The sequence below is a fragment of the Pseudoalteromonas sp. AOP7-A1-14 genome, from assembly GCF_052376275.1.
GTDB lineage: Bacteria > Pseudomonadota > Gammaproteobacteria > Enterobacterales > Alteromonadaceae > Pseudoalteromonas.
Map to the genome: position 1 here is coordinate 36,620 of NZ_JBQSVO010000006.1, position 20,804 is coordinate 57,423.

26 protein-coding genes and 1 pseudogene are annotated in these 20,804 nt (G+C 41.4%); 6 read left to right on the forward strand and 21 right to left on the reverse strand.

Annotated elements, in window-relative coordinates:
* Nucleotides 1-216: 216 nt before the first annotated feature.
* Nucleotides 217-462: an ogr/Delta-like zinc finger family protein gene (locus ACT3RM_RS02180; RefSeq protein ID WP_444511322.1), complete on the forward strand. Its 246-nt coding sequence runs from the start codon at nt 217-219 to the stop codon at nt 460-462.
* 64 nt (nt 463-526) lie between these two features.
* Here ACT3RM_RS02180 and ACT3RM_RS02185 read toward each other — a convergent pair whose 3' ends face one another.
* From ACT3RM_RS02185 to ACT3RM_RS02250, 14 genes are all read right to left on the reverse strand, one after another.
* On the reverse strand, nt 527-754 hold the full coding sequence (locus ACT3RM_RS02185; RefSeq protein ID WP_024591342.1) for an Acb2/Tad1 domain-containing protein: 228 nt from the start codon (nt 752-754) through the stop codon (nt 527-529).
* Between the two features lie 30 nt (nt 755-784).
* Nucleotides 785-1,153, reverse strand: a complete 369-nt coding sequence (locus ACT3RM_RS02190; RefSeq protein ID WP_024591343.1) for a hypothetical protein — start codon at nt 1,151-1,153, stop codon at nt 785-787.
* A gap of 97 nt (nt 1,154-1,250) precedes the next feature.
* Nucleotides 1,251-1,649, reverse strand: a complete 399-nt coding sequence (locus ACT3RM_RS02195; RefSeq protein WP_444511323.1) for a hypothetical protein — start codon at nt 1,647-1,649, stop codon at nt 1,251-1,253.
* Nucleotides 1,636-1,866 (reverse strand): hypothetical protein, encoded by a 231-nt coding sequence (locus ACT3RM_RS02200; protein ID WP_444511324.1) that lies wholly within the window; start codon nt 1,864-1,866, stop codon nt 1,636-1,638. Before ACT3RM_RS02200 ends, ACT3RM_RS02195 begins: the two co-directional genes overlap by 14 nt.
* Nucleotides 1,859-2,140, reverse strand: coding sequence for a hypothetical protein (locus ACT3RM_RS02205; protein WP_444511325.1), 282 nt, complete (start codon nt 2,138-2,140; stop codon nt 1,859-1,861). Before ACT3RM_RS02205 ends, ACT3RM_RS02200 begins: the two co-directional genes overlap by 8 nt.
* Nucleotides 2,137-2,403: a hypothetical protein gene (locus ACT3RM_RS02210; RefSeq protein WP_444511326.1), complete on the reverse strand. Its 267-nt coding sequence runs from the start codon at nt 2,401-2,403 to the stop codon at nt 2,137-2,139. Before ACT3RM_RS02210 ends, ACT3RM_RS02205 begins: the two co-directional genes overlap by 4 nt.
* 8 nt (nt 2,404-2,411) lie before the next feature.
* The gene (locus ACT3RM_RS02215; RefSeq protein ID WP_444511327.1) at nt 2,412-4,892 is read right to left on the reverse strand and encodes a replication endonuclease; all 2,481 of its coding nucleotides are present in this window, start codon (nt 4,890-4,892) and stop codon (nt 2,412-2,414) included.
* A 4-nt stretch (nt 4,893-4,896) separates the two neighbouring features.
* Entirely contained in the window at nt 4,897-5,175 is a 279-nt protein-coding gene (locus ACT3RM_RS02220; protein WP_444511328.1) for a hypothetical protein, read from the reverse strand.
* Between the two features lie 19 nt (nt 5,176-5,194).
* Nucleotides 5,195-5,509: a hypothetical protein gene (locus ACT3RM_RS02225; protein ID WP_444511329.1), complete on the reverse strand. Its 315-nt coding sequence runs from the start codon at nt 5,507-5,509 to the stop codon at nt 5,195-5,197.
* Between the two features lie 18 nt (nt 5,510-5,527).
* On the reverse strand, nt 5,528-6,115 hold the full coding sequence (locus tag ACT3RM_RS02230; RefSeq protein WP_444511330.1) for an SAM-dependent methyltransferase: 588 nt from the start codon (nt 6,113-6,115) through the stop codon (nt 5,528-5,530).
* Nucleotides 6,116-6,117: 2 nt separating this feature from the next.
* Nucleotides 6,118-6,504, reverse strand: coding sequence for a hypothetical protein (locus ACT3RM_RS02235; protein WP_444511331.1), 387 nt, complete (start codon nt 6,502-6,504; stop codon nt 6,118-6,120).
* A 2-nt stretch (nt 6,505-6,506) separates the two neighbouring features.
* Nucleotides 6,507-6,779, reverse strand: a complete 273-nt coding sequence (locus ACT3RM_RS02240; protein ID WP_444511332.1) for a hypothetical protein — start codon at nt 6,777-6,779, stop codon at nt 6,507-6,509.
* Between the two features lie 10 nt (nt 6,780-6,789).
* Entirely contained in the window at nt 6,790-7,065 is a 276-nt protein-coding gene (locus ACT3RM_RS02245; RefSeq protein ID WP_002960068.1) for a helix-turn-helix transcriptional regulator, read from the reverse strand.
* Nucleotides 7,062-7,280, reverse strand: a complete 219-nt coding sequence (locus ACT3RM_RS02250) for a YdaS family helix-turn-helix protein (protein WP_444511333.1) — start codon at nt 7,278-7,280, stop codon at nt 7,062-7,064. Before ACT3RM_RS02250 ends, ACT3RM_RS02245 begins: the two co-directional genes overlap by 4 nt.
* 151 nt (nt 7,281-7,431) lie before the next feature.
* Here ACT3RM_RS02250 and ACT3RM_RS02255 point away from each other — a divergent pair, with 151 nt between their 5' ends.
* Nucleotides 7,432-8,070, forward strand: a complete 639-nt coding sequence (locus ACT3RM_RS02255) for a LexA family protein (protein ID WP_444511334.1) — start codon at nt 7,432-7,434, stop codon at nt 8,068-8,070.
* 54 nt (nt 8,071-8,124) lie between these two features.
* On the opposite strand, the gene ACT3RM_RS02260 is transcribed toward ACT3RM_RS02255, so the two are convergent.
* On the reverse strand, nt 8,125-8,550 hold the full coding sequence (locus ACT3RM_RS02260) for a WYL domain-containing protein (RefSeq protein WP_441995886.1): 426 nt from the start codon (nt 8,548-8,550) through the stop codon (nt 8,125-8,127).
* Between the two features lie 124 nt (nt 8,551-8,674).
* Here ACT3RM_RS02260 and ACT3RM_RS02265 point away from each other — a divergent pair, with 124 nt between their 5' ends.
* Nucleotides 8,675-8,968 carry a hypothetical protein gene (locus ACT3RM_RS02265; RefSeq protein WP_441995885.1) on the forward strand — a complete coding sequence of 98 codons (294 nt, stop codon included), beginning with the start codon at nt 8,675-8,677 and terminating at the stop codon, nt 8,966-8,968.
* Nucleotides 8,969-9,088: 120 nt separating this feature from the next.
* Here the strand turns inward: ACT3RM_RS02265 and ACT3RM_RS02270 are convergent, their stop codons facing one another.
* The gene (locus ACT3RM_RS02270; RefSeq protein WP_441995884.1) at nt 9,089-10,321 is read right to left on the reverse strand and encodes a tyrosine-type recombinase/integrase; all 1,233 of its coding nucleotides are present in this window, start codon (nt 10,319-10,321) and stop codon (nt 9,089-9,091) included.
* A gap of 451 nt (nt 10,322-10,772) precedes the next feature.
* Between ACT3RM_RS02270 and fadE the strand changes: the two genes are divergently transcribed.
* Nucleotides 10,773-13,232, forward strand: coding sequence for an acyl-CoA dehydrogenase FadE (fadE, locus tag ACT3RM_RS02275; RefSeq protein ID WP_441834815.1), 2,460 nt, complete (start codon nt 10,773-10,775; stop codon nt 13,230-13,232).
* Nucleotides 13,233-13,243: 11 nt separating this feature from the next.
* Here fadE and ACT3RM_RS02280 read toward each other — a convergent pair whose 3' ends face one another.
* Together ACT3RM_RS02280 and ACT3RM_RS02285 are read right to left on the reverse strand one after the other, a co-directional pair.
* Entirely contained in the window at nt 13,244-14,356 is a 1,113-nt protein-coding gene (locus ACT3RM_RS02280) for a DUF6136 family protein (protein ID WP_441834816.1), read from the reverse strand.
* On the reverse strand, nt 14,353-14,943 hold the full coding sequence (locus ACT3RM_RS02285) for an ABC transporter ATP-binding protein (RefSeq protein WP_441834817.1): 591 nt from the start codon (nt 14,941-14,943) through the stop codon (nt 14,353-14,355). Before ACT3RM_RS02285 ends, ACT3RM_RS02280 begins: the two co-directional genes overlap by 4 nt.
* 158 nt (nt 14,944-15,101) lie before the next feature.
* On the opposite strand from ACT3RM_RS02285, the pseudogene ACT3RM_RS02290 reads away from it, so the two are divergent.
* Nucleotides 15,102-17,023, forward strand: a pseudogene (locus ACT3RM_RS02290) (S9 family peptidase).
* Between the two features lie 81 nt (nt 17,024-17,104).
* Here the strand turns inward: ACT3RM_RS02290 and ACT3RM_RS02295 are convergent.
* Nucleotides 17,105-18,046 (reverse strand): LysR family transcriptional regulator, encoded by a 942-nt coding sequence (locus ACT3RM_RS02295; protein WP_441834819.1) that lies wholly within the window; start codon nt 18,044-18,046, stop codon nt 17,105-17,107.
* Nucleotides 18,047-18,146: 100 nt separating this feature from the next.
* On the opposite strand from ACT3RM_RS02295, the gene ACT3RM_RS02300 reads away from it, so the two are divergent.
* Nucleotides 18,147-18,803, forward strand: coding sequence for a nitroreductase family protein (locus tag ACT3RM_RS02300; protein ID WP_441834820.1), 657 nt, complete (start codon nt 18,147-18,149; stop codon nt 18,801-18,803).
* Nucleotides 18,804-18,883: 80 nt separating this feature from the next.
* Here ACT3RM_RS02300 and ACT3RM_RS02305 read toward each other — a convergent pair whose 3' ends face one another.
* The gene (locus ACT3RM_RS02305) at nt 18,884-19,942 is read right to left on the reverse strand and encodes a S66 family peptidase (RefSeq protein WP_441834821.1); all 1,059 of its coding nucleotides are present in this window, start codon (nt 19,940-19,942) and stop codon (nt 18,884-18,886) included.
* A gap of 382 nt (nt 19,943-20,324) precedes the next feature.
* A complete protein-coding gene (greA, locus tag ACT3RM_RS02310; protein ID WP_441834822.1) occupies nt 20,325-20,801 on the reverse strand; it encodes a transcription elongation factor GreA in 477 nt (158 codons plus the stop codon).
* Between the last annotated feature and the right edge of the window lie 3 nt (nt 20,802-20,804).

Genomic DNA, 20,804 nt, shown 5'->3' on the forward strand with positions numbered 1-20,804 from the left:
TAAACCTCCTTTTAGATCCTTTGGTTATAAGGGCCAGCTAAAAATGGCTTGTCACTGGGGTTGTCAATTGAACGCATTTTTTGCACGAAAGCGGAAGGCGAGGAGGAGTGATTTTTTTAGCTTGTTGATTCTCAGGCAATAGTTAAATGGTTATTTGTAACGCACTCAACCACTGTATATAATGACAGTGTGATTTATTAACTATTGGGGTTTATTATGGCGCGGGTTACTTGTCCGAATTGCGAATCTAAAGCTACGATTACATCGCGTGAAACGCAAAGTGCGCACGTAGTAAATTTATATTGCTCTTGCACTAATACTCGCGAGTGCGGGGCAACGTTTCGTATTACCCAATCGTTTGATCACTTCTTAAACCCTCCGGTACAAAGCACACAGCAATTAGCCGCCGCACTTATTAAAAGCCTACCTCGCGAACAACAATTGGAATTGGTTGGGCTATAGTCTTTACTTTATTTCACGCATTAAAAAGCCCGTATTAAACGGGCTTTTTTGTGGGTGGTGTTTTCTAAAAGCCTTCTGGCTGAGCCACCGCTCTAACCGCAGCCATAATGCCTTGCTGCAAATGTGTTTCTGCAATAGAAATCCACCGCTGATCTAACGTGTCACCGCGAGAACGCATAGCCTCAATAACATTTTTCAAGCGCTCACCTTCCGCTTTAATATCATTCATGTCATTAATTTCTTGCTGGTTAAGCTCTCTATAGCCTTTAATTTTTTTGTGCTGGTTTTCCATTTTCTTATCCTTTTTGGTTATTGGCGCTACTTACTGTCGGCGCGAGTTGTATGTTGACTGGTTTTGCTGTGGCGCATTTTGCGGCTGATCATACTGCCCTTGATATTGCGGCGGTGCGTAACCTTGGTTTTGGCTTTGGTGGTTTTGGTTATTATTTGCTTGGCCGTTCTGGCTTTCGCTTTCCCAAAAAATATATAATTTTAACGGGCCTTGTTGATTAATTGGCATTGTGTCTAGCTCAATCTCTACGCTTTCGCTGCCGCCTTGGTTGTTGCTCGGCCATTTAGTAGCGCGGCCTAAAGTGGCGTAACGGTTTTTGGTTTCGTTCCCTTGCTGGTATTTTTCGGCAATACAAGCAACACGGCCTTTGTCGAGTGGTTTGTTATTTTGTGGGTGCATAGTGCGTTTCCTTTTTGGTTAATGTTTTATTTAATGATTTGTACTTAACAACTGAGTGGTACACCCAGTTGCGACGTTTAACGTTTGGTTTCATTGATCACCATAATTCGCTTAATTCTTTTTCTAACTGCATTTGCATTAAGCGCTCTTCTAGCAGTTCGCGCTTTGACTTGCTGCGCTGCTGGTATTGCGGGCGCGGCTCTTGGTTTTCGTGGTGCGGCATTTTGGCCGGTGCGCTTACTGTTTTTGGTGAAACAATTCGCGCCTTTTTAGTGCTTGGTTTTGCTGTTGTTTTTATTTGGCCGGTGCGAAATTTATATTCTTTTCGCTCGCAACCGCAGCCCTGGACATGACCTAAATTATCTTTGCGCACTACGCGAGTGGTGCCGCATACGCATTTACACATAAAATGCTGCGCCCCTCGGTTGCGGCGGTCTTCGTTTAGTACTGTCCAATTATTGAAAACGTCACCTGCTGTTATTTTACCTGTGGCCATGGCTGATCTCCTGAAGCTTACCCTCTATTTTTTTAATGATTTCTTTAAGCTCTTTATCAAAAGTTAGCAGCTCCATTGGGAGCAAATGCTGATCATGAACAAGCGTTACACCTTTAAGATGCTCGCCATTAAAAACAACCCTTCCATCTTTAATCGCGGTAAAAATATCGGTACCGCAAAAAACCCTTTTCTCGAACGCAGTCTCTAGGTTAAACATGGCTATTACTCCCAACCAATAAACGTGGGCGCTTAAATAGCAATGCGGCATTTTGTAACTGGTCAATAGTGACGCTGCGGCCATCAATAGCCGTTACTTTTATGCACTTAATTGGGCTTTCTTTAATTTCGACTGTGTAACGATCGTTGTTACAAATGTTTTTTATGCAGCGCGCTCCATTTGCAGCCGACTCGCCAAATGCGCGAGCCAATAAAACTTCATTGTAAAATAACCCGCTTTCTAACATTTTTTCGGCTGCTGATTGTGTGTTCATAATGTCACCTGCTGTTTTGGTTGTGGTCTATTGCTTACTGCAAAAACATCGGCGTTATGTTCTTGCTGATAGCCGGTGCAAATTTCGGTGGCAAATACGCTTTTATCTGTTTTACCGCATTGGCCGTATTGGGTTTTAGGCGCGGGCTTATCGAATTTTGTAACAAACGGGCTGTGCTGATCCTCTGCATACCCCTTTGGGCAAAACGCCTGGCAACTAATACATGCCTTTGGCATGAGTACTTTTGAAATTTGAATAGTCATTTTCTCTCCTACGCCATTAAATCCAGTGACCACCAATCGTTGTCACTGATTGCTGATGCACTGCCTTGTTTAACTAAATTAACTAGGTCCCAATCGCCAATAGTGATCAGGCCGCGTTCGTTGGTGGTGGTATTAAGTGATTTACGCCCATCGAGCTGCGCGTATTTATAAGCAAGCTCTACAAATTCGCGTGCTTGTTGCCAATGCGCGTCGGTTATGTGCCAGCTAGCTGATTTTTGCGCGAGTGTTTGCGCTCGGTATTCAATATCGAGCTGCTTGTTTTGCTTAAGCTGGGCGCTTTCGTCTAATGTATGTAACTGGCCATCGCGAATTTGATAAATTAGCCCGTTTCTACTGATCCTTTTCCCGCTATTTAGATCACTTACCAGATCATCAAGGTCGGTTTTTGATAAACCCACGGCATCAAGTAACAACTCAGCTCTAGAGCCTGCGGCGATAGGCGTACAGTTATTACCACTAGTCCAAGATAGGTCGGCTGCGCCGACGTTGGTGCTGCCCTTGGCACTGAGTTTTTCGGCTGTGCCCTTGAGTTGTCTTGTCCATTCGATAAGGCGCGTTTTTAAGCTGGTGTCGGCAATTACGTTATGCACTTTTTCAAGCGTGCGCTTAAGCACGGCTTTGTAGTCGGTGTTAGTAAGCACGCCCTTAATGCGGCGCACTACTTCGGCGTAGTCGTTGCCTTGCGGGGTTAGCTCATACATTGATTTAAAGTTAGCAGCGCGGCCAATACACATACCGCCTTGTAATTTTACGTAGTCTTTCCAATTGGCAGTGTCGGCAGCGTGGCGAATAGGCTCTATTACGTCGTCACTTATTGCAGTGCGCATGCGTCTAAGCTCGCGGTAAACGGTAACGCTTGGCGAACCCTGAAATTGAAACTGGCGAATATTCCACGTACTAGCCCAGGCTAAAACGGGGTTAGCTTGCTCTTGCAGGTTTTCGCCTGTTTCAGCATCTTCATGATCGCCTAGCATGTAACCATCAATATTTTTACTGATGTATTTAGCAATGTAGCTGGCCGCACTGCCTTTGCTTTTATCCATTGTTATGGCGTCAAAGCGTGGGCTAAATGTGCGATAAAACTTACTAGGCGCTTTGGCTTTTTTGCCTTGGCTTTTTTTAAGGCCCCACTCGCGGCGCTTTTGTTTGTAGGTTTTAAACAGCTCGCTTTTTTTAGTGCCTGCGCGATAGCTAACGCACTTTTCAACAGTTTTAACGTGTACGCCATGGGTGTTTATATCTACCCATTCGGTAACTACTTTGGCGCGAGTTGCTACTGGGCCGTAGTAATCGTAAAGCTCTGTTTTGTCTTCTTGAATAAAGTACCAACGCAAAATAGCGTTTACTTCTTGCAGTTTGTTTTTTGGCATAAATAACATCATGTGCCAATGCGGGCACCCGTCAGCATGTGGCTCTACAACACGCACGCCAAAATACTTAAGGCCACGGCGGTTTAATTTAGAGCGAGCACGCGCCCATGTTTGGGTTAAATAATTTTGCGCGTCTTTTGGGGTTTCGCCATTCCATTTGCTTGAATTAGCATGAAAACGCGACGGGCACGTAATAGTGTAAAACACACCTACATAACCCATTTCGTCGGCTAGCTCTTCGGTTTCGCGTATGCGTAGCATTAATTCGTTACGGCGGTTGGCTGGGTTTGCCATGCCGCTTTTAACCGCTTCAATTAAACTTATTACGTCGCCATCGCTGCTTTGCAATTCCATCATTTCTAAAAACTGGCGGCCGCTGGCTTGGGCAAAGTTAAACTCACGCTGCGCTTGTTTTGACGAATACGGGCTAATGCCTTTACGTTTAAACTTTTTGCTTTTTTTATCGTGGTATAGGTCTTTTCCTACTTGGCCGGTTGCAATTTCTAGCAATTCTAAAAACTGGCGGCGTAGGGTTTTTAATTGGCGTGCCCACCACTTATCGCACTGCATTTTAAGCAGTGCAATTTCGTAGCATTCGGTTGGTAAGCTTTCTTCGCGCATAGCGTAAAAGGGCACGTTAGCACCCACGGCTTTAGCGTGATCAGCTATTGCATCGTAGGTTAACGATACTATTTTTTCATAGGGTAGGTGCTGGTGTTCTTCGCTTACATCAAGCGCAATTTGCAGGCATTCAATAGCCAGCGTATTTGCATGCTTTTTGGTTTTTTCAATACTGCTTAAAATATGCCATGGCAATGGCATATTTTGAGTAATGCTAAACAACACGCCAAAGCGTGGCTTTAAACGACCAATACCGCGGCGCAACCATGTATTAGCGCGGTATTCGCTACCCGCTTTTTTTTGGTTGTAACGGTCAATATATTTGCGGGCCATTCTGCTTTGCAGCGGAACGGGCACAGCCTGCAGGCCGCGCGCTAAAAAGTTACGATTATCAATATCGCTAATAGACGTAATTAAGCCCTCGGCTACACTAGATAGTCTAAGGGCTTTTAGGTCAATTGGTTGCGGGTTAGCCACAGCGTTACAGCTCTATTTCCATTGGCTCACCGCCAATTTGTACTGCACTTAACGCAATGCTCATTTGGCTGTAAACGCTTTCAAAATTAACGTCGTCGTCAGCAATCATTTTTACGATAGGTAGCAAGTCGGTTAGCGTGTCTTCGCACTGCATTAGCATGCCAATAGTGCTGCGTTTGTTTAAATTGCGAATTGCAAAGTTAACTTGCTCAATTGCGTGGCAAACAATATTAAGTAGTAATTGCTTATTTTTAGGCATAACTTGGTCTTTGATAGCGTTCATTTTTTAGTGTCCTTGGGGGTTAAAATGGAATGTCGTTTAAAAATTCGGTTAGGTCTTGCTCGTCAGGGCTTACTGGATCGATGTTGTGGTATGCATCTAAAAGCCTTACATCGTTATCAAGTTGTATATCAAACTCAGCCATTGAATATGCGTACCAGCTATTTGAGCTAAAACGGCCAAGCGCTTCTATGCGCTTTGCAATTTGGGGTGCGTAGGCATTTAAATCGCATAATGCATTTACCGCTTTTTGAAAATCACACTTTGCTATATCTCGCGCTTTTCTGTGTGCGTTGTAATAGCCAAGTGCGGCCTTTGCTTTTGGGTGTAGTTTCATTTTTAGCAGTTCCCAGCGTTAAATTACAAAAAGTTCAGGCGCTAACTCATGGCCTTTGCAAAATACAAAGTGAGCGTATTCGGTTGAATCGGTTTTACTTGGTTTTGCTGGGTCAAAGCCCGGGCGTTTGCTATGCACATACACCGCCGCTAATGGTAATTTTTGCCACATAGGTTTGCGCTTTTGGCTACCCAACCAATTAAGGCGTTGCAGCATGATCACTAAACCACTCTCTTTAACCATTTCGAGCGCATGTTCGGTAAACTCTTGCGCCACGTTAAAGGGCGGGTTGGTGATGATCATGTCGTATGGTTTTTTTAAACTCTTTACCTGCAAAAAATCACAGTTAATTACGCTAGCGCGTGAATCAGCACGAATATCCCAGCTATCAACTGTAAAGCCTTCTTTTTCTAGCACTGTTGGGTAGCTCATTTCGTACTTGTCACAACCGCCTGCGCTTGGGTCTAGCACTCTTGGGCTTTCATCTGGTGAGCAAACCAACATATTATTTTCAGCAAACGCTGCTAAAAAATCTTCAATTAACCAATGTGGTGTTATGTAGTAGTCGTCTGCATTGCGTACCGTTCCGCGATTTACTGAACTCATGATCAACCCTTAGTAATTGTTAAATGTGAGTAGTTGGTATTGGCTTCAACGCGCGGTGCATGTTGCACAAACTTAGCGGGGGCCATGGCGTTAGCGTCGGTAAATGCTTTTACTAATTGCTCCATTTGCAAAATAGCCTTGTGTATTTTTAAGCGGGTATCTGCATTAAAATTAGCAAAGCCGCTTTCTAAATGGTGGCGCTTTAGGCCTGCCGCAAAACATACTAATGTGCGCTCTTGCTCGCTTAGCACTTTGGTATACACGTATTCTGGCGTGTGGCGCTCGCTGCCCATTAATGCTTTTATTTCAGCTAGCCCTTTTGGTATGTGGCGGCCAGTTACTGCTTTTAATGGCGCTTTGTTTGGGTAGTTAATAGCTGTGTTTGCCATAATTAATTAACTCCTTGCTGGCTGCGTGTTGCTGCATTTAGGTAATTAGTTGCTTGTGTTTTTAACCAATACACGGCTTTTTGTATTGTTTGGTACTCGTCGCCATTGCAATAAACTGGCAAGTCAAAATCACCAACACGCGCTTGAAGCGCTGGGTCAAAACCAAACACCGCTTTGCGGGTAGTAATCTTGCAGCTCAACAAGTAGCGGCATTGCTCTGCTAATGTTTTAAAGCTGCTTAACGTTTCACGACTAAATACTTGGTATGTGCTCATTGCCCTGCTCCTAGTTATTAACTTGTTTATTGCCGTAAATTTCCTGAAACTTCTCACTGCCTAACCGCATAAACTCTTCAATATCTGCTTCAAGCCATACAACACGGCCGCTCGATATTTTATGTGTTTTAGGAAACTGCCCTTTATCCATCAACCGATATAACGACGTGCGGTGCATGCCGCACTTTTGTGCCACATCGGCTGGGCGTAAATAGCGGTCATTAATTGTTACTACCTCGCCGCGTACATTGCGGCGGTAATGATCTGCTGCGATTAACTGGCTCATGCTGCACTCTCCTTGTCGGCTTTTACGTGGTCGGCTAGTAACTCATCTACTGTTACTTGGCCGTTTGTTAGTTCTGAAATACGGGTAATGTATTTCGCTGGGGCTTGGCAATGGCGATTAAGCCAGTACCAGATAATGTTTTGTTTTGTGTTTAATAACTTGGCGGCTTTTGTCTGACCACCAATTATTTCTATCGCTCTTTCTACGGCGCTCATATTTCCTCCAAGCTCTATTTATCAAGTAAACCGATAATAGACATCAGTTAAACCGATGTCAATATCGATTTAACTGATTAGACAAAATAATATAAAAAGCAGATAATCAGCTTTTATCACTTTAAGCGATTTTTACATTAGGAATTTACAAATGGATTTAGGTAAAAGAGTAGAAAAAAAACGTGTTCAGTTAGGGATGACGCAAGCGCAATTAGGTCTAATGGCAGGCTTAGCACAAAACTCTATTCACAATATTGAATCTGGAGAAACAAAACGCCCTCGTAAAATAGACGCCCTCGCGGAAGCCCTAAACTGCACTCCAGAATACTTACTGTTTGGTATTGGTGAAACTCAAGACGGTGAAAAGAGTATCAACAGCAATGTTTCATTAGGGCCTACGCTTAAAGCAGCGGTGCCATTAATCAGTTGGGTGCAAGCGGGGGCATGGTCTGAAATAAGTGAAATAAAAGAATATGATGCAGACCGTTATTTATGCCCTGTAAAATGCAGCGACCTAACATTTGCGCTAAAAGTGCATGGCGTGAGCATGGAGCCTAAATTTTACGAGGGTGATTTGATATTTGTAGACCCTGAGGCAGAGTGTATTCACGGTTCCTACGTAGTAGCCCGCCTAGACGACGACAACCACGCCACATTTAAGCAGCTCATTATTGAAAGTGGCCACAAGTTTTTAAAAGCCGCTAACCCTAACTGGCCTGAGCAACTCACACCAATAAACGGCAATTGTACGTTGGTGGGTAAAATAATATTTGCTGGTAAGTCGTTTTAGTTTACTAAATTGCAGGCACAAAAAAGCCCGCGCTGGGCGGACTTTATTAACTGCTTATATAAAAATATTCACAACGCCTATTGGCACGGCTAGCACAACACCAATCAGTGCCACGCTTATTACTAGGCAACCTGTTGCCTGTGGGTTATTTGCCAGTCGGTTATTTGTTACCTCCGCAGCGGGTTTTGCAATCGACCTTAAAAATTTGGCAAACTCTTTTTTACTCGCAGTTTCCTCACCGTTTACACCAATAACGGTTATATCACCAGCTATACGGTCTATTCTAAATGTTCTTTCATCATTGGCCTTATGGCAATAGCCAGTAAACATTAGGTCGCCATCATCGTCTAGCTCTTGTACGTCAACAAGCCTTAGTGACTTATTGCCTTGCCCATCTGCGTAACTAAATCGAGCTTGAAACTCTCTAGCTATAACCTTTGGTTCGCCTTCATCAATACAATCGTAATCATCGTAAGCCATGGTAGTTCCCTCTTATTATATTTACCTTACAGGTTAAGTTTTCGTTCAGGTTTTAACAACCTGTGTATTTATACAGCTAATGCTATACTGCGGTGAAATAAGCGAATTAGTAGGCAGGTTTAACGTGAGTAAACAACATAATTATTTAGCGGTACACGCTGATCATGCGGCACAGTTTTTAAATAAAATAACCAACGAGGCCAATTGCCCAGTGTGCAAAGCAGGCGAGCTTAAGTTTTTAGGCAATGAAAACAATTTAATTGGTGTGTCTGAACTCCCCATAGACTGCCTTACTTCAAGCTATAAAATCGCCACCGTTAACGTGCCTGTTTTTACGCTTATATGCTCTGATTGCTTTATTCACCAAACCGTAAACGCCACGTTCTTTTTAAATGCATTAGATAATAAAACAAATTAACAGGCATTAAAAAGCCCGTGCTAAACGGGCTCGTAATCATCTTGTATTTTCATATATTTATTCACCTAGTTAACTAAGTTCTATAATAGCGGGTAAGCATGGATTTATACAGCTGAGCCTTTACTTTGCCATTAAAATGAACCTTTCCCACACTTCTATACTTTGGCGTTTTTCTTTCATGTAGTCGTATCTATCGTAGTGCACGCTTGATACATCAAACTTGTTGTGTTGCTGGAGTATGTCTCGGTTTATTTTATCTATGCCCGCTTTGCCCATGAGTGTTTTACATGTACGCCTTAAGTCGCGGGGATTAAATGGCGGCACTTCATTTTTTTCACACCACCTTAATATTGCCATTCTTATAGTTGATACGTGAGCGGTTGCTGTTGGGTTGTCGCGATGCGGGAACATTTGCCCTGCTTTACCAGCTTGTTGCATTAACTCTTTGATGATTGGTATTGCGGTTTCGCATAATGGCACTATGTGATCACCCCGCTGTTGTACTTTTATTCTGCTTGCTGGAATGGTGAATGTTTTGCTTTCTAAATCAAAGTCACTTACGTAAGAGCCGTAAACCTCGTTTACCCGTTGGCCACCAAGTAATAATGCCAGTTTTATGTATTGGTGGGTGTAATAAGGCAGGTCTTCTGCGTGCCATACTTTTTTTATTTCGTCTTCATTTAGCCAGCGCTCGCCTTTATTTTTTGGTGTTTCAAAATTTATGTCTCTTATAAAGTTGCTTTTAATGTCGTAAAGGCTGGGCTTTTTGTATTGCTCTGGCGAGTTATCAAAATCGATTGCGTATTTTAATATGCTCATTAGTACGCTGCGAACTAGGCGTGCTTGCTCTTTTGCCCCGCGGTTATAAACACGATAAATAATGTCGCGGGCCATATCTATTGTGAACTCGTCGGGCATTAAATCTGGTGTTATAAACGGGGTGAGGTTTCGCTTTATTAGTTTTTCTGTTCGGTCGATGGTTGATGCTGCCCAGCGAGTGCTTATGTATACGTTAAAATCATCAAGCATTTGATGCATTGTTTTTTTAGCTGCCGATTCAAACTTGGTTTTTTGATTTTGTAAGCGGTGCTCTTGGGGGTCAATATTGTCGCTTAGCAATGCTGATATTTTTGCATGCTTACTACGTGCTTTTTTCAGATCAACAATTGGGTAGTTGCCAAGGCCTATTACTTTACGCTTGCCGTTTATATGATATTGAACGCGAAACGTTTTAGCGCCCGATTCGCTGACTCTTATTTGTAAGCGCCCTTCGCCATAATTGCCCGACTCGGTTAATACGTAGCGTTTTTCTTTTGCTTTAAGTGCTTTTATTGATTTGTCTGTAAAGTTCATCTTTGCTCGTTTAAAACTGTGACCACAACACGGGTCACAGTTTTGGTATCAGTTTAGCTTAAGATAACAATAACAGAATAAGACAGAATAAACAGCTTTAGCCTTTGTATTCCTTATACTTACGGGGCCTTGCTACAGGTTGATACAGCATGAATGCTAGAAAACGGACATGCCAAGAAGTTCACACATAAAATAAATTAACCTTTAAAATCAGATGATCAACTGCAAAAGTAATAACTTGATATAGAACGAAAAAGTAAATTCAAAAACAAAGCTATATTCTGTATTGTTGAACATATGCCATATCAAGGCAAGTAACAATTTTGTTCTAGCCTTCGACTTAAGTTGGTAGCAATAAAAGTCAGCAGTAATCTAATTATTGGGCTTGATAATTACAGCTTCTAACGCTACTCTTACAGAGGTGGTCTGACCTCTATTAAGGATTAAATACATGACACTCTTATTTATACTTGGGTTACTCATATTACTGAGTATTGCAAGTTACCAACGTGCAAGCTGGAACACCTGTTTAGGTATTACTATTGCTACTTTACTTGTCGGTACCTTTGCAGGTGCTTTTGGCGCTATTAGCTGGTTAGTTTTCTTGCTAATTGCGGTGCCATTATCTGTAACCGGTATTCGTAAACAATATATTATTAAACCCATTTTTACTGCGTTTAAAAAAGTGACGCCAACCATGTCTGAAACTGAAAAGTCAGCCATTGATGCCGGTACTACGTGGTGGGAAGCGGATCTTTTTTGTGGTCGCCCTGATTGGGAAAAGCTGCACCAATATCCTATTCCAAAACTGACTATCGAAGAGCAAGCCTTTATCGACAATCAAGTTGAAGAAGTATGTGGCATGCTTGATGATTGGGAAGCCACTCACGAGCTAACTGATTTACCAGAAGATGTATGGCAATACCTAAAAGATAATAAATTCTTTGCCATGATCATCAAAAAAGAATTCGGCGGCTTACAGTTTTCAGCATTTGCACAATCGTGTGTGCTCCAAAAGCTAACCAGTAAATCTACGTTACTTTCATCAATTGTTGGTGTTCCTAACTCATTAGGTCCGGGTGAATTACTACAACATTATGGTACGACTAAGCAAAAAGATCATTACTTACCGCGTTTAGCCAGCGGTGCTGAAATTCCTTGCTTTGCCCTAACCTCACCAGAAGCAGGCTCTGACGCCAGCGCTATTCCTGATTATGGCGTAGTATGTAAAGGGCAATGGGAAGGTGAAGAAGTTGTCGGTATTAGCCTAACGTGGAATAAGCGCTATATTACTCTTGCACCTGTTGCGACCGTACTGGGTCTTGCATTTAAAATGCAAGATCCAGATGGTTTATTAGGCGACAAAAAAGAGCTCGGTATTACCTGTGCGCTGATCCCGACAGATATGCCGGGGGTTGAAATTGGTCGTCGTCACTTTCCACTAAATGTACCATTTCAAAATGGGCCTACTCGTGGCCAAGATATATTCGTACCGCTTGATTACATCATTGGTGGACCAGAAATGGCCGGGCAAGGCTGGCGCATGCTGGTTGAATGTTTATCGGTTGGTCGTGCAATCACATTACCTTCAAACTCTGTAGGTGGCATTAAAACAATAGCCCTTGCTAGTGGTTCTTACAGCCGTATTCGTCGGCAATTTCGTTTACCTATTGGTCAAATGGAAGGTGTTGAAGAGTCACTTGCTAAACTTGCCGGTTACGCTTATAGCTCAGACGCCGCAGTGAGCATGTCTACCGGAGCGGTCGATTTAGGCGAAAAGCCGTCTGTTGTTTCAGCGATTATTAAATACCATTTAACCGAGCAAATGCGTGACTCAACCATCCATGCTATGGATATTCACGGTGGTAAAGGCATCATGCTTGGGCCAAATAACTACTTAGGTCGTGGTTATCAAGGTGCGCCGATTGCCATTACCGTTGAGGGCGCAAATATCTTGACCCGTAACATGATTATTTACGGTCAAGGGGCTATACGCTGTCATCCGTTTGTTTTAACAGAATTAAATGCATGCTCAATTGAAGACCGCGATGAAGCTCTCGCCGTATTTGACAAAGCATTAATGGGCCACATTGGTTTTACAATTTCAAACCTTGTACGTACTAAATGGCTTTCCTTTACGGGGGCACGCTTTGCCGGCACACCTTATAAAGACGAAACGGCAGAGTTTTACCGTATTGCATCACGCTTTAGTGCATCCCTTGCGTTAATGTCTGATATCAGTATGGCCGTATTTGGCGGCTCTTTAAAACGTAAAGAGCGTATCTCTGCTCGTTTAGGTGATTTACTGAGTTACTTATATCTGGTATCAGCTACGCTTAAACGTTATAACGATGAAGGCCGTAAAAAAGAAGATTTAGCACTCGTTCAATGGAGTTGCCAAGATCACCTTTACCACTGCCAACGTGCCCTTGCGGATTTAATTAATAATATGCCGTCAGCGCCACTGCGTACTGTACTAAAAATTATGTTATTTCCGTTTGGTCGTCCAGTGAGAAAACCAACGGACAAACTTGAGCATAAGCTAGCACGTATTCTACAAGTACCTAGCGAAACGCGTAACCGTTTAGCAAGCTATGTATACTTAACCAATGAGCCGCTTAACTTGGTCGGCCGTCAAGAGCAAACGCTTAAAGACGTACTTGAAGTTGAGCCATTATTTGACAAAGTATGCCGTGAAAAAGGTAAAAAACTACCTTTCTTCCAGCTGGATAAAGTGGCGCAAATGGGCCTAGAAGCGGGTATTTTAACGCAAGCCGAAGCTGATAAATTAGCTGCTGTTGAAAAAGCACGTTTAGATACTATTAACGTGGATGACTTTGATCCAGCTGACTTACTTGCAGGTAATGCGGCACGAAAAAGTGCTGCCGATAAAAGCTCTGATGCTGCTTGATCACTTATAATTTAAGTCATTAAAGCAAGTAATAAACCTGTTATAACCATCCAAACCAGCGCATAATGCGCTGGTTTTTTTTGTGCTATATATAATTGTAAAGCGCACCAAACAACACTCAAACTCAGTAATAGCCACTGTATTTTAGCTACAAACATCAGATAGCTGAGCATAGTTATCAAAAAGAACAAACAACTTGGTATAAATTGGCTAATAAAAAAAAGCCGCTGTTGGTTATTTAGTTGAAAAAACAAAGCATGTTTATCTCGTAACTTGCCACAATCAAATTGCAGTGAGCTGGTAAATAACACCATAAAAGCAACCGCTACAACGCTAAATATAGCGGCTAAATCTGTACGCTCATTGAGTAAAGTAGTAACGGCCATAAACACACTTAACAATAAAGCCACCCGCCACACTATAATCCAACTGTGTTGAAGAAAGAAACTTAGCCAAAAAGTAAATAATGAATTAACTGATAACCGGTCACTTAGCGAAATTGCTGGCAGTAATATGCTCAACACAAATAATATAATAAAGCCACAATGGTACACTAACGGCGTTATATCAATGGGCAACAAAACTAATACTGATGTGAATAATAAGCCATATATCAATGCCGTAGGCTTGTACAAACACAGCACACCTAAGCCAAGCTGCAGTAACATAAACAGTAAAAAGTGAGGGACTCGTAGCCATTGTGACACGGTTAAATCCAGAGCAATAACTGCACTTGCTAACAACCAACCATTACTTAAAAGTAATAGTTTTATATCCATTAACCTAAGCCAGTTTGACCTTACAATAGTGCGTTGAAAAAGCCGCTGTTGGCTATTTTTAATAGCTGATCCCATCGTGCCAAGCATTACGCTTTGCAGTAGTAGATACAGCCAAGCCATTTGCGCACCATACTGCGGTGCATCACTGCTATCGATAATTTTTCCTAGTCCTAAAAATAACAGTAAAATCATACCAAGCATGGCAGAGCCAAGTACCACTAGAAATAACAAGCCAAAGTTTTTGAGCTGCAACAATAATTGCGTAAGTTCAGCTTTGTAAGCTTGGTACCGATAATCCATAAAAGAGCGATATTGCCCAATTGATTGTTTTAAATTTGCAATCATAAAGGCATACACTCAAAGCCATGCTCAATAAATGGCGCTGGTTCATGGCAGGTGATGATTATTTGCCCTTCAGGCTTATCAATTAAATGCTCATCGAGTAAATTTAGTAGAAAGTGAATACTGGTTTGATCAAGGGCTGCGCTGGGTTCATCTAATAGTAAATACGGTGCATCACGCATAAGCGCTAAAATTAACTGGCATTTCTTTTGACTACCTGACGACAGCGCATCAAACCGAGTATTTAAAAAATCATTAAAATTAAACCCATCTATTATTGCTGCTGGCCAACGACAACCAAGCGTATTCGCGGATAAGTTAATAATTTGCTTTGCCGTAAGAAAGTCGGGTAAAGCAATGCAGTCTGAGGCTATAGCAACTTGCTTATGTGGTTCGGTTAATGCGTCTGCAGAAAACAAAACCTGTCCACTTTGCCGTATTTCAAGCTCTGCTAAGATCATTAATAAGGTTGTTTTCCCTTGGCCATTAGGCGCTTCAATACATAGCTTAGGTGCTAAAAATTGCACGCTATAATCACTGTACAACACGTTTTCAGCAAACTGTTTATGCAACCCAATGACTTCTATCATAAATACTCCCTTTTTCAATAAGTGATTATTATAACGAATACTTATCTAAAAACGATACACGCTTTGTAACACTTTATTATGCTACCAATAAGCTAAAAACTTGCGTTTAAAAAACGTTCGGTTAACACTGGTATAACAATAATCCAAGGAATGTATCTATGAAAAAAGCCCTCAAACTTGCCTGTATCACTTGTGCAGTATCTATTGCATTAGCTGGCTGCAGTCAATCTAATAACTCCGCCTCTACCCCTGTGGTTGCTGAGCAAACACAGCAAGTCAAAACATATAATGCAAAAACCTTTTTGATACAACATCTATTATGGGCAGTAGCTTTTCTCCCTCTGGCGATAAGGTACTTGTCAGTAGTGATGAAAGCGGTATTTACAGCTTATATGAGGTCGATGTTAAAACAGGCAGCAAAACGCGCTTAACCAATTTTGAAGACAGCACCTACCCCGTAAGCTATTTTCCTAATGATGAGCGCGTATTATTTAGCAAAGACTCAGGCGGTAACGAACGATACCATGTTTACGTGCGCGAAACTGATGGCACCATCAAAGACTTAACCCCTGGCGATGAAACGCGTGCAAGCTTTGCAGGCTTTACTAAAGACGGTAGCCAATTTTTTATTACCAGTAATCAGCGTGATGCCAAGTTTATGGACTTATACCGAGTCGATAGTCAAACGTATCAAGTCACGCCTATATATCAAAACACGCTTGGTTTAGATGTAGGTGCTATTAGCCCTGATGGACGTTACATTGCCCTATCTAAAAACAATACCAATAAAGACAGCGATACCTTCATCCTAGATACTTTAAAAAAAACACTCAAACCGCAATTAATTTCTAAACATGATACACCGGCTCAATATACGCCTGTTACCTTCTCTGTAGACAGTAAATATTTATACTACTCTACAGATGCTAAAGGAGAGTTTTCACAGGTATGGCGTTATGAATTAGCCACAGGCGAACATAGTCCAGCTTTAAAGGATGATTGGGATGTCAGCTTTATGTATTTCTCTAATTCTGGCCGCTATCAAGTTAGTGGTGTTAATGCTGATGCCAGCACCAAAGTAACCGTCAAAGATACCAATACCGGTAAAGAAATCGCTATGCCTAAATTGCCAGCTGGGAATCTACGCAGTGTGAATTTCTCACGCGATGAGAAAACCATGGCGTTTTACTTAAACTCAGACACCTCACCAAGTAATTTATTTGTCTGGCAAGTTGGTAGTGATGAAGCCAAACAACTCACAAACACATTAAGTGATGATATCGATCAGAACGACTTAGTACAGAGCACAATCGTGCGCTTTAAAAGTTTTGATGGTTTAGACATACCAGGCGTTTTGTATAAACCAAAACAGGCCAGCAGCAATAATAAAGTACCTGCGCTTATATGGGTGCATGGTGGCCCAGGCGGGCAAAGTCGCACCGGTTACAGTGCAATGCAGCAACATTTAGTTAATCATGGCTATGCCATTTTTGCCGTTAATAACCGCGGCAGCTCAGGGTATGGTAAAACATTTTTCCATTTAGATGATAAAAAGCATGGCACTGATGATTTACAAGATATTGTCTACGGTAAAAAACACTTACAAAGCTTAGATTGGGTCGATGCAGATAAAATTGGCATCATGGGTGGAAGCTACGGCGGTTTTATGACCGCAGCAGCGCTTGCCTTTGAGCCAGAAGAGTTCAAAGTAGGCATCAATATTTTTGGCGTGACCAACTGGGTAAGAACACTGAACTCTATTCCACCATGGTGGGAAAGCTTTAAAAAAGCACTGTATGATGAAATGGGCGATCCGGCCACAGACGGAGAACGTCACCGTGCTATTTCCCCACTGTTTCATGCCGATAACATCACTAAACCTCTAATGGTAATTCAAGGTGCTAACGATCCGCGAGTTCTCCAAGTAGAAAGTGACGAGCTAGTCGCGGCAGTTAAAGCCAACGGCGTACCAGTAGAGTATGTATTATTTGACGATGAAGGCCATGGTTTTACTAAAAAAGAAAACCGCATTAGCGCCTCAAATGCCTATTTAAACTTTTTAGATACTTACTTAAAATAACGCCCGTAAGGCTAATAAATAACTAAGCTTTATAATCTATAGCCCGCCAAGTGAGGGCTATTTTTAATAGTTAAAACTGAGCTACGGTTGCCTTAGTACATTTTCGTTAATTACACCTTTATTAACCAGTTGCCCTAAAATAGCCGCTGTTTTCTCACGACATACATCCCTTAACTTCCTCACAGCAGGCGTAATACTTTGCCTGCTTGGGCATATGAGCCATAACTCACCCATTACATGTGGGTATTGTTGCATCACAGACACGACTCTATCATTTAAAATATCATCAGCAATATCAAGCGCTGATTTCACGGCGAGCCCCTTTGCGTTAACACACCAACGTCTAACTAGATCACCGTCGTTTGCCGCGCGACGTCCATTCATTTTTACTTTTATCACGCCATCGGCACTTTCAAACTCCCACACGTTATTAATAATATCTTGCAACTGATAAAATAAACCTTGATGACTTAGCAGTTCATTTGGATGCTGGGGTTCACTGTAACTTTTTAAATAATCGGGGCTTGCACATAATAGTCGCGGTACGTTACATATTTTAAAACCATATAGACTATTATCTTTTGGTGAGCCGTAGCGTAAAGCTAGGTCGACCGAGTCGCGATAAAAATCAATATTGCTATCGCTAATATGCGCCCTTAAACTGACTTTTTGATAACTTTCCATTATTTCATCCAGCCAAGGAACTATTAAATTACGGCCTAAATCTGAAGATAGCGCAACCCGTAACTCTCCTTCTATTTCGTCATGTTCACCTTTTAAGTTTCTCCGAGCTTCCTCAAGCACTGCAATGGCTTGTTCGCACTGCGGTAAATAACGCTCACCTGCGGAAGATAACCTTAAATGCCGAGTTGTTCTTATAAACAGCTCTGTTCCAAGCACAGCTTCTACCCTTTTAATTGCTGCGCTGGCCGTAGCTGTTCGCATATCAAGTTTTGCTGCCGCTTGGGTAATACTTCTAAACTCAGCTACTTTTAAAATCAACTTTAAGTCGTCAATCTGCATATTATCTATTTATTTTTGATAATGATTCAATGATTATGCTGTTTATTTAAAACTTAGCAAGGCGTATTCTCTGATCAACTTATAATGAATGAGAAAGTTTATGAACCACCCTATTATTAGCGACCTTGAAAAGCGTTACACAGCAAAAAAATACGATACCAACAAGCGCGTATCACCTGATGATATGGCAGTTATTTATGAAGCAATGCGGCTTTCACCTTCATCTATCAACTCTCAACCCTGGAAGTTCATTGTTATTGAGTCAGATGCTGCTAAAGCACGTATGCACGATACCTTTGCTGATAAGTTTCAGTTTAATCAGCCGCATATAAAAGCAGCCTCACATATTATTTTATTTGCCTACAACCCGAAATATACTCGCGACGATTATGCAAAAATCATCGACGCCGATATACAAAACGGCCGTACCCTTAAAGAAAAACGTGAGCAGGCATTTGGCGCTTATGTATTTGTTGATTTAAATACCGATGAACAAGGCAATAATGCGTCTTGGACGAAGGCGCAGGCTTATCTTGCACTTGGTAACACACTTCACACGGCAGCGCGTCTAGGAATTGATTCAACCCCAATGGAAGGCATAGATGCTGAACTTATTGGTAAAACATTTTCAAAAGAGCTCGATGGATATATTTGTGATGTTGCACTTGTGCTTGGTTACCATTCATCAGAGGAGGATTATAACGCGGGTTTACCTAAATCACGCTTAGCAGCAGAGCAAGTGATACAGGTTTTATAAACGTAAAGAAATTACCTTGGTTAATTCCGAAATAAATAAAAATGACTCATTAACTATGAGCCATTTTTATTTGATCACAACTATGAAAGCTGTGTATTTATAGAAGCTTCAAGTACTTTACCTTCATTGATCCCTGCGGTAATGGTACACATAGCCCCATTAATAAGATTCAAATTAGGCGGTATATGACCAATATCAGCATCTATGATCACTGGGAATAAAAAGTCCCCGAGTGCAACTTCTAAAGCATGTTTATAATCAAAGACTTGTGTATGGCCTTTAACAACTTCGCTTCGACCAATAATGATGCCGTTAATGTCGTCAAAAATTCCCGCTAATTTTAACGATAACAAAAACCGTGCGACAGTGGTTGGAGTAAGCTCTGAATTTTCAAGGTAAAGAATGAGCCCTTCTGGAGCGCGGTGCTTTTTAAATTCATGTAATGATAAAAACGGTGAATCAAGTAATAAGCCAACCGTATCAAGACAGCCACCAAATAACCGTCCAGACATTTCGATAGTACGTTCATCCAGGTGATTTAAACACTGCCACTGAGTAGGTTCGGTATAATCAAATAATGCATCTGGGCTTTGTACGTAGTCGGGTTTTTCTTTTTGAAAGTGAGTTGAAGGAGCCTGTTCAAACTCGTTACCCACCTCATATGTGAGCGTTTCAAAAATTTGTAAACAATAAGGATTTTTTTCATCCGGGTGTAATTGCATTAGGTTGGCACTGTGTAATGTTGCCCAACCACATTTTGCTGTTAGTGCACAGGAAATGGTACTTACATCTGAAAAACCAACTAACCATTTAGGCTTGGCTTCACTGATAGCATCAAAATCAAGTAACGGCAGTATTTCCATTGCCAACTCACCACCAAATGGCGGCATTATTGCGTCAATTTCATCATCGAGTAAAAACTGCATTAGTTGCTGGGCATGATATTTTGCGGCAATATCATCATCTGATTTACTTTGCCTTAAAAATTCGCCCTCAGTAACTTCATATCCGCGTAGCTTTAAGCCATTAATAACAATATCTAAGCGTGGGTGATATTTAGTTTTAATGCCTGATGACAACGAGCATACAGCAATTTTAGAGCCGACCTTTAAAGGCGCTGGATAAATAATTTTGTCCATCATTTTCCTTATTTTCGAAGACAGTTCAAATATAATAAAATTAATGCCAACTACAATGAATTAGCGTTTTATTATTGCTACAGGAAAATAACGCAATAACAAGGCGAAAATTATGAAATATAGCTGTTTTCAGCAGTTGCTCCTATGTTGCCCTATCTTCTGCATCCAAACAGTCGTATATAAATAATTTTTAACCCAGTTAGTAAGTTATTTAACCCGCTAAGTGATCATGCTTTAATAAAATAGGTATCGTGTACGTTTACTATCAAAGCATAGGCTAAATTTATATAAACTGAATTAGGCCTAAAGTATTAAATACTTTAAAACATAAAAAAAGCCGCTGCAAGTGCGGCGGCTTTTATTAAAAGTAAGTAAATTAAAGTTAAAGATACTCAACTTCAATGATTTCGTACTCAACATCGCCTTTTGGAGTTTTAATAGTTACAGCGTCATCCACTGCTTTACCAATTAGCCCTCGAGAAATTGGTGAGTTAACTGAAATTAAGTTATTTTTAATATCAGCTTCATCATCACCTACGATACGATATTTTACTTCTGCATCGGTTTCTACGTTGACAATAGTCACAGTAGTGCCAAAAATAACCTTGCCGGTATCAGGTAACTTTGTCACATCAATGATTTGAACATTCGAAAGTTTCGCTTCAATTTCTTGAATACGACCTTCACAAAAACCCTGTTGTTCACGCGCAGCATGATATTCAGCGTTTTCTTTCAAATCACCGTGTTCACGTGCATCAGCAATATCTGCAACGATTTTAGGACGGGTAACTGTTTTTAATTCGTTAAGTTCTGCGCGAAGTAACTCGGCGCCACGAACTGTCATCGGAATTGATTGCATACT

Bases quoted from the DNA above. Each gene is read 5' to 3' on its own strand.
- ACT3RM_RS02180 (WP_444511322.1), top strand. From the start codon at position 217: ATGGCGCGGGTTACTTGTCCGAATTGCGAATCTAAAGCTACGATTACA.
- ACT3RM_RS02185 (WP_024591342.1), bottom strand. From the start codon at position 754: ATGGAAAACCAGCACAAAAAAATTAAAGGCTATAGAGAGCTTAACCAG.
- ACT3RM_RS02190 (WP_024591343.1), bottom strand. From the start codon at position 1,153: ATGCACCCACAAAATAACAAACCACTCGACAAAGGCCGTGTTGCTTGT.
- ACT3RM_RS02195 (WP_444511323.1), bottom strand. From the start codon at position 1,649: ATGGCCACAGGTAAAATAACAGCAGGTGACGTTTTCAATAATTGGACA.
- ACT3RM_RS02200 (WP_444511324.1), bottom strand. From the start codon at position 1,866: ATGTTTAACCTAGAGACTGCGTTCGAGAAAAGGGTTTTTTGCGGTACC.
- ACT3RM_RS02205 (WP_444511325.1), bottom strand. From the start codon at position 2,140: ATGAACACACAATCAGCAGCCGAAAAAATGTTAGAAAGCGGGTTATTT.
- ACT3RM_RS02210 (WP_444511326.1), bottom strand. From the start codon at position 2,403: ATGACTATTCAAATTTCAAAAGTACTCATGCCAAAGGCATGTATTAGT.
- ACT3RM_RS02220 (WP_444511328.1), bottom strand. From the start codon at position 5,175: ATGAACGCTATCAAAGACCAAGTTATGCCTAAAAATAAGCAATTACTA.
- ACT3RM_RS02225 (WP_444511329.1), bottom strand. From the start codon at position 5,509: ATGAAACTACACCCAAAAGCAAAGGCCGCACTTGGCTATTACAACGCA.
- ACT3RM_RS02230 (WP_444511330.1), bottom strand. From the start codon at position 6,115: ATGAGTTCAGTAAATCGCGGAACGGTACGCAATGCAGACGACTACTAC.
- ACT3RM_RS02235 (WP_444511331.1), bottom strand. From the start codon at position 6,504: ATGGCAAACACAGCTATTAACTACCCAAACAAAGCGCCATTAAAAGCA.
- ACT3RM_RS02240 (WP_444511332.1), bottom strand. From the start codon at position 6,779: ATGAGCACATACCAAGTATTTAGTCGTGAAACGTTAAGCAGCTTTAAA.
- ACT3RM_RS02245 (WP_002960068.1), bottom strand. From the start codon at position 7,065: ATGAGCCAGTTAATCGCAGCAGATCATTACCGCCGCAATGTACGCGGC.
- ACT3RM_RS02250 (WP_444511333.1), bottom strand. From the start codon at position 7,280: ATGAGCGCCGTAGAAAGAGCGATAGAAATAATTGGTGGTCAGACAAAA.
- ACT3RM_RS02255 (WP_444511334.1), top strand. From the start codon at position 7,432: ATGGATTTAGGTAAAAGAGTAGAAAAAAAACGTGTTCAGTTAGGGATG.
- ACT3RM_RS02260 (WP_441995886.1), bottom strand. From the start codon at position 8,550: ATGGCTTACGATGATTACGATTGTATTGATGAAGGCGAACCAAAGGTT.
- ACT3RM_RS02270 (WP_441995884.1), bottom strand. From the start codon at position 10,321: ATGAACTTTACAGACAAATCAATAAAAGCACTTAAAGCAAAAGAAAAA.
- fadE (WP_441834815.1), top strand. From the start codon at position 10,773: ATGACACTCTTATTTATACTTGGGTTACTCATATTACTGAGTATTGCA.
- ACT3RM_RS02280 (WP_441834816.1), bottom strand. From the start codon at position 14,356: ATGATTGCAAATTTAAAACAATCAATTGGGCAATATCGCTCTTTTATG.
- ACT3RM_RS02285 (WP_441834817.1), bottom strand. From the start codon at position 14,943: ATGATAGAAGTCATTGGGTTGCATAAACAGTTTGCTGAAAACGTGTTG.
- ACT3RM_RS02295 (WP_441834819.1), bottom strand. From the start codon at position 18,046: ATGCAGATTGACGACTTAAAGTTGATTTTAAAAGTAGCTGAGTTTAGA.
- ACT3RM_RS02300 (WP_441834820.1), top strand. From the start codon at position 18,147: ATGAACCACCCTATTATTAGCGACCTTGAAAAGCGTTACACAGCAAAA.
- ACT3RM_RS02305 (WP_441834821.1), bottom strand. From the start codon at position 19,942: ATGGACAAAATTATTTATCCAGCGCCTTTAAAGGTCGGCTCTAAAATT.
- greA (WP_441834822.1), bottom strand. From the start codon at position 20,801: ATGCAATCAATTCCGATGACAGTTCGTGGCGCCGAGTTACTTCGCGCA.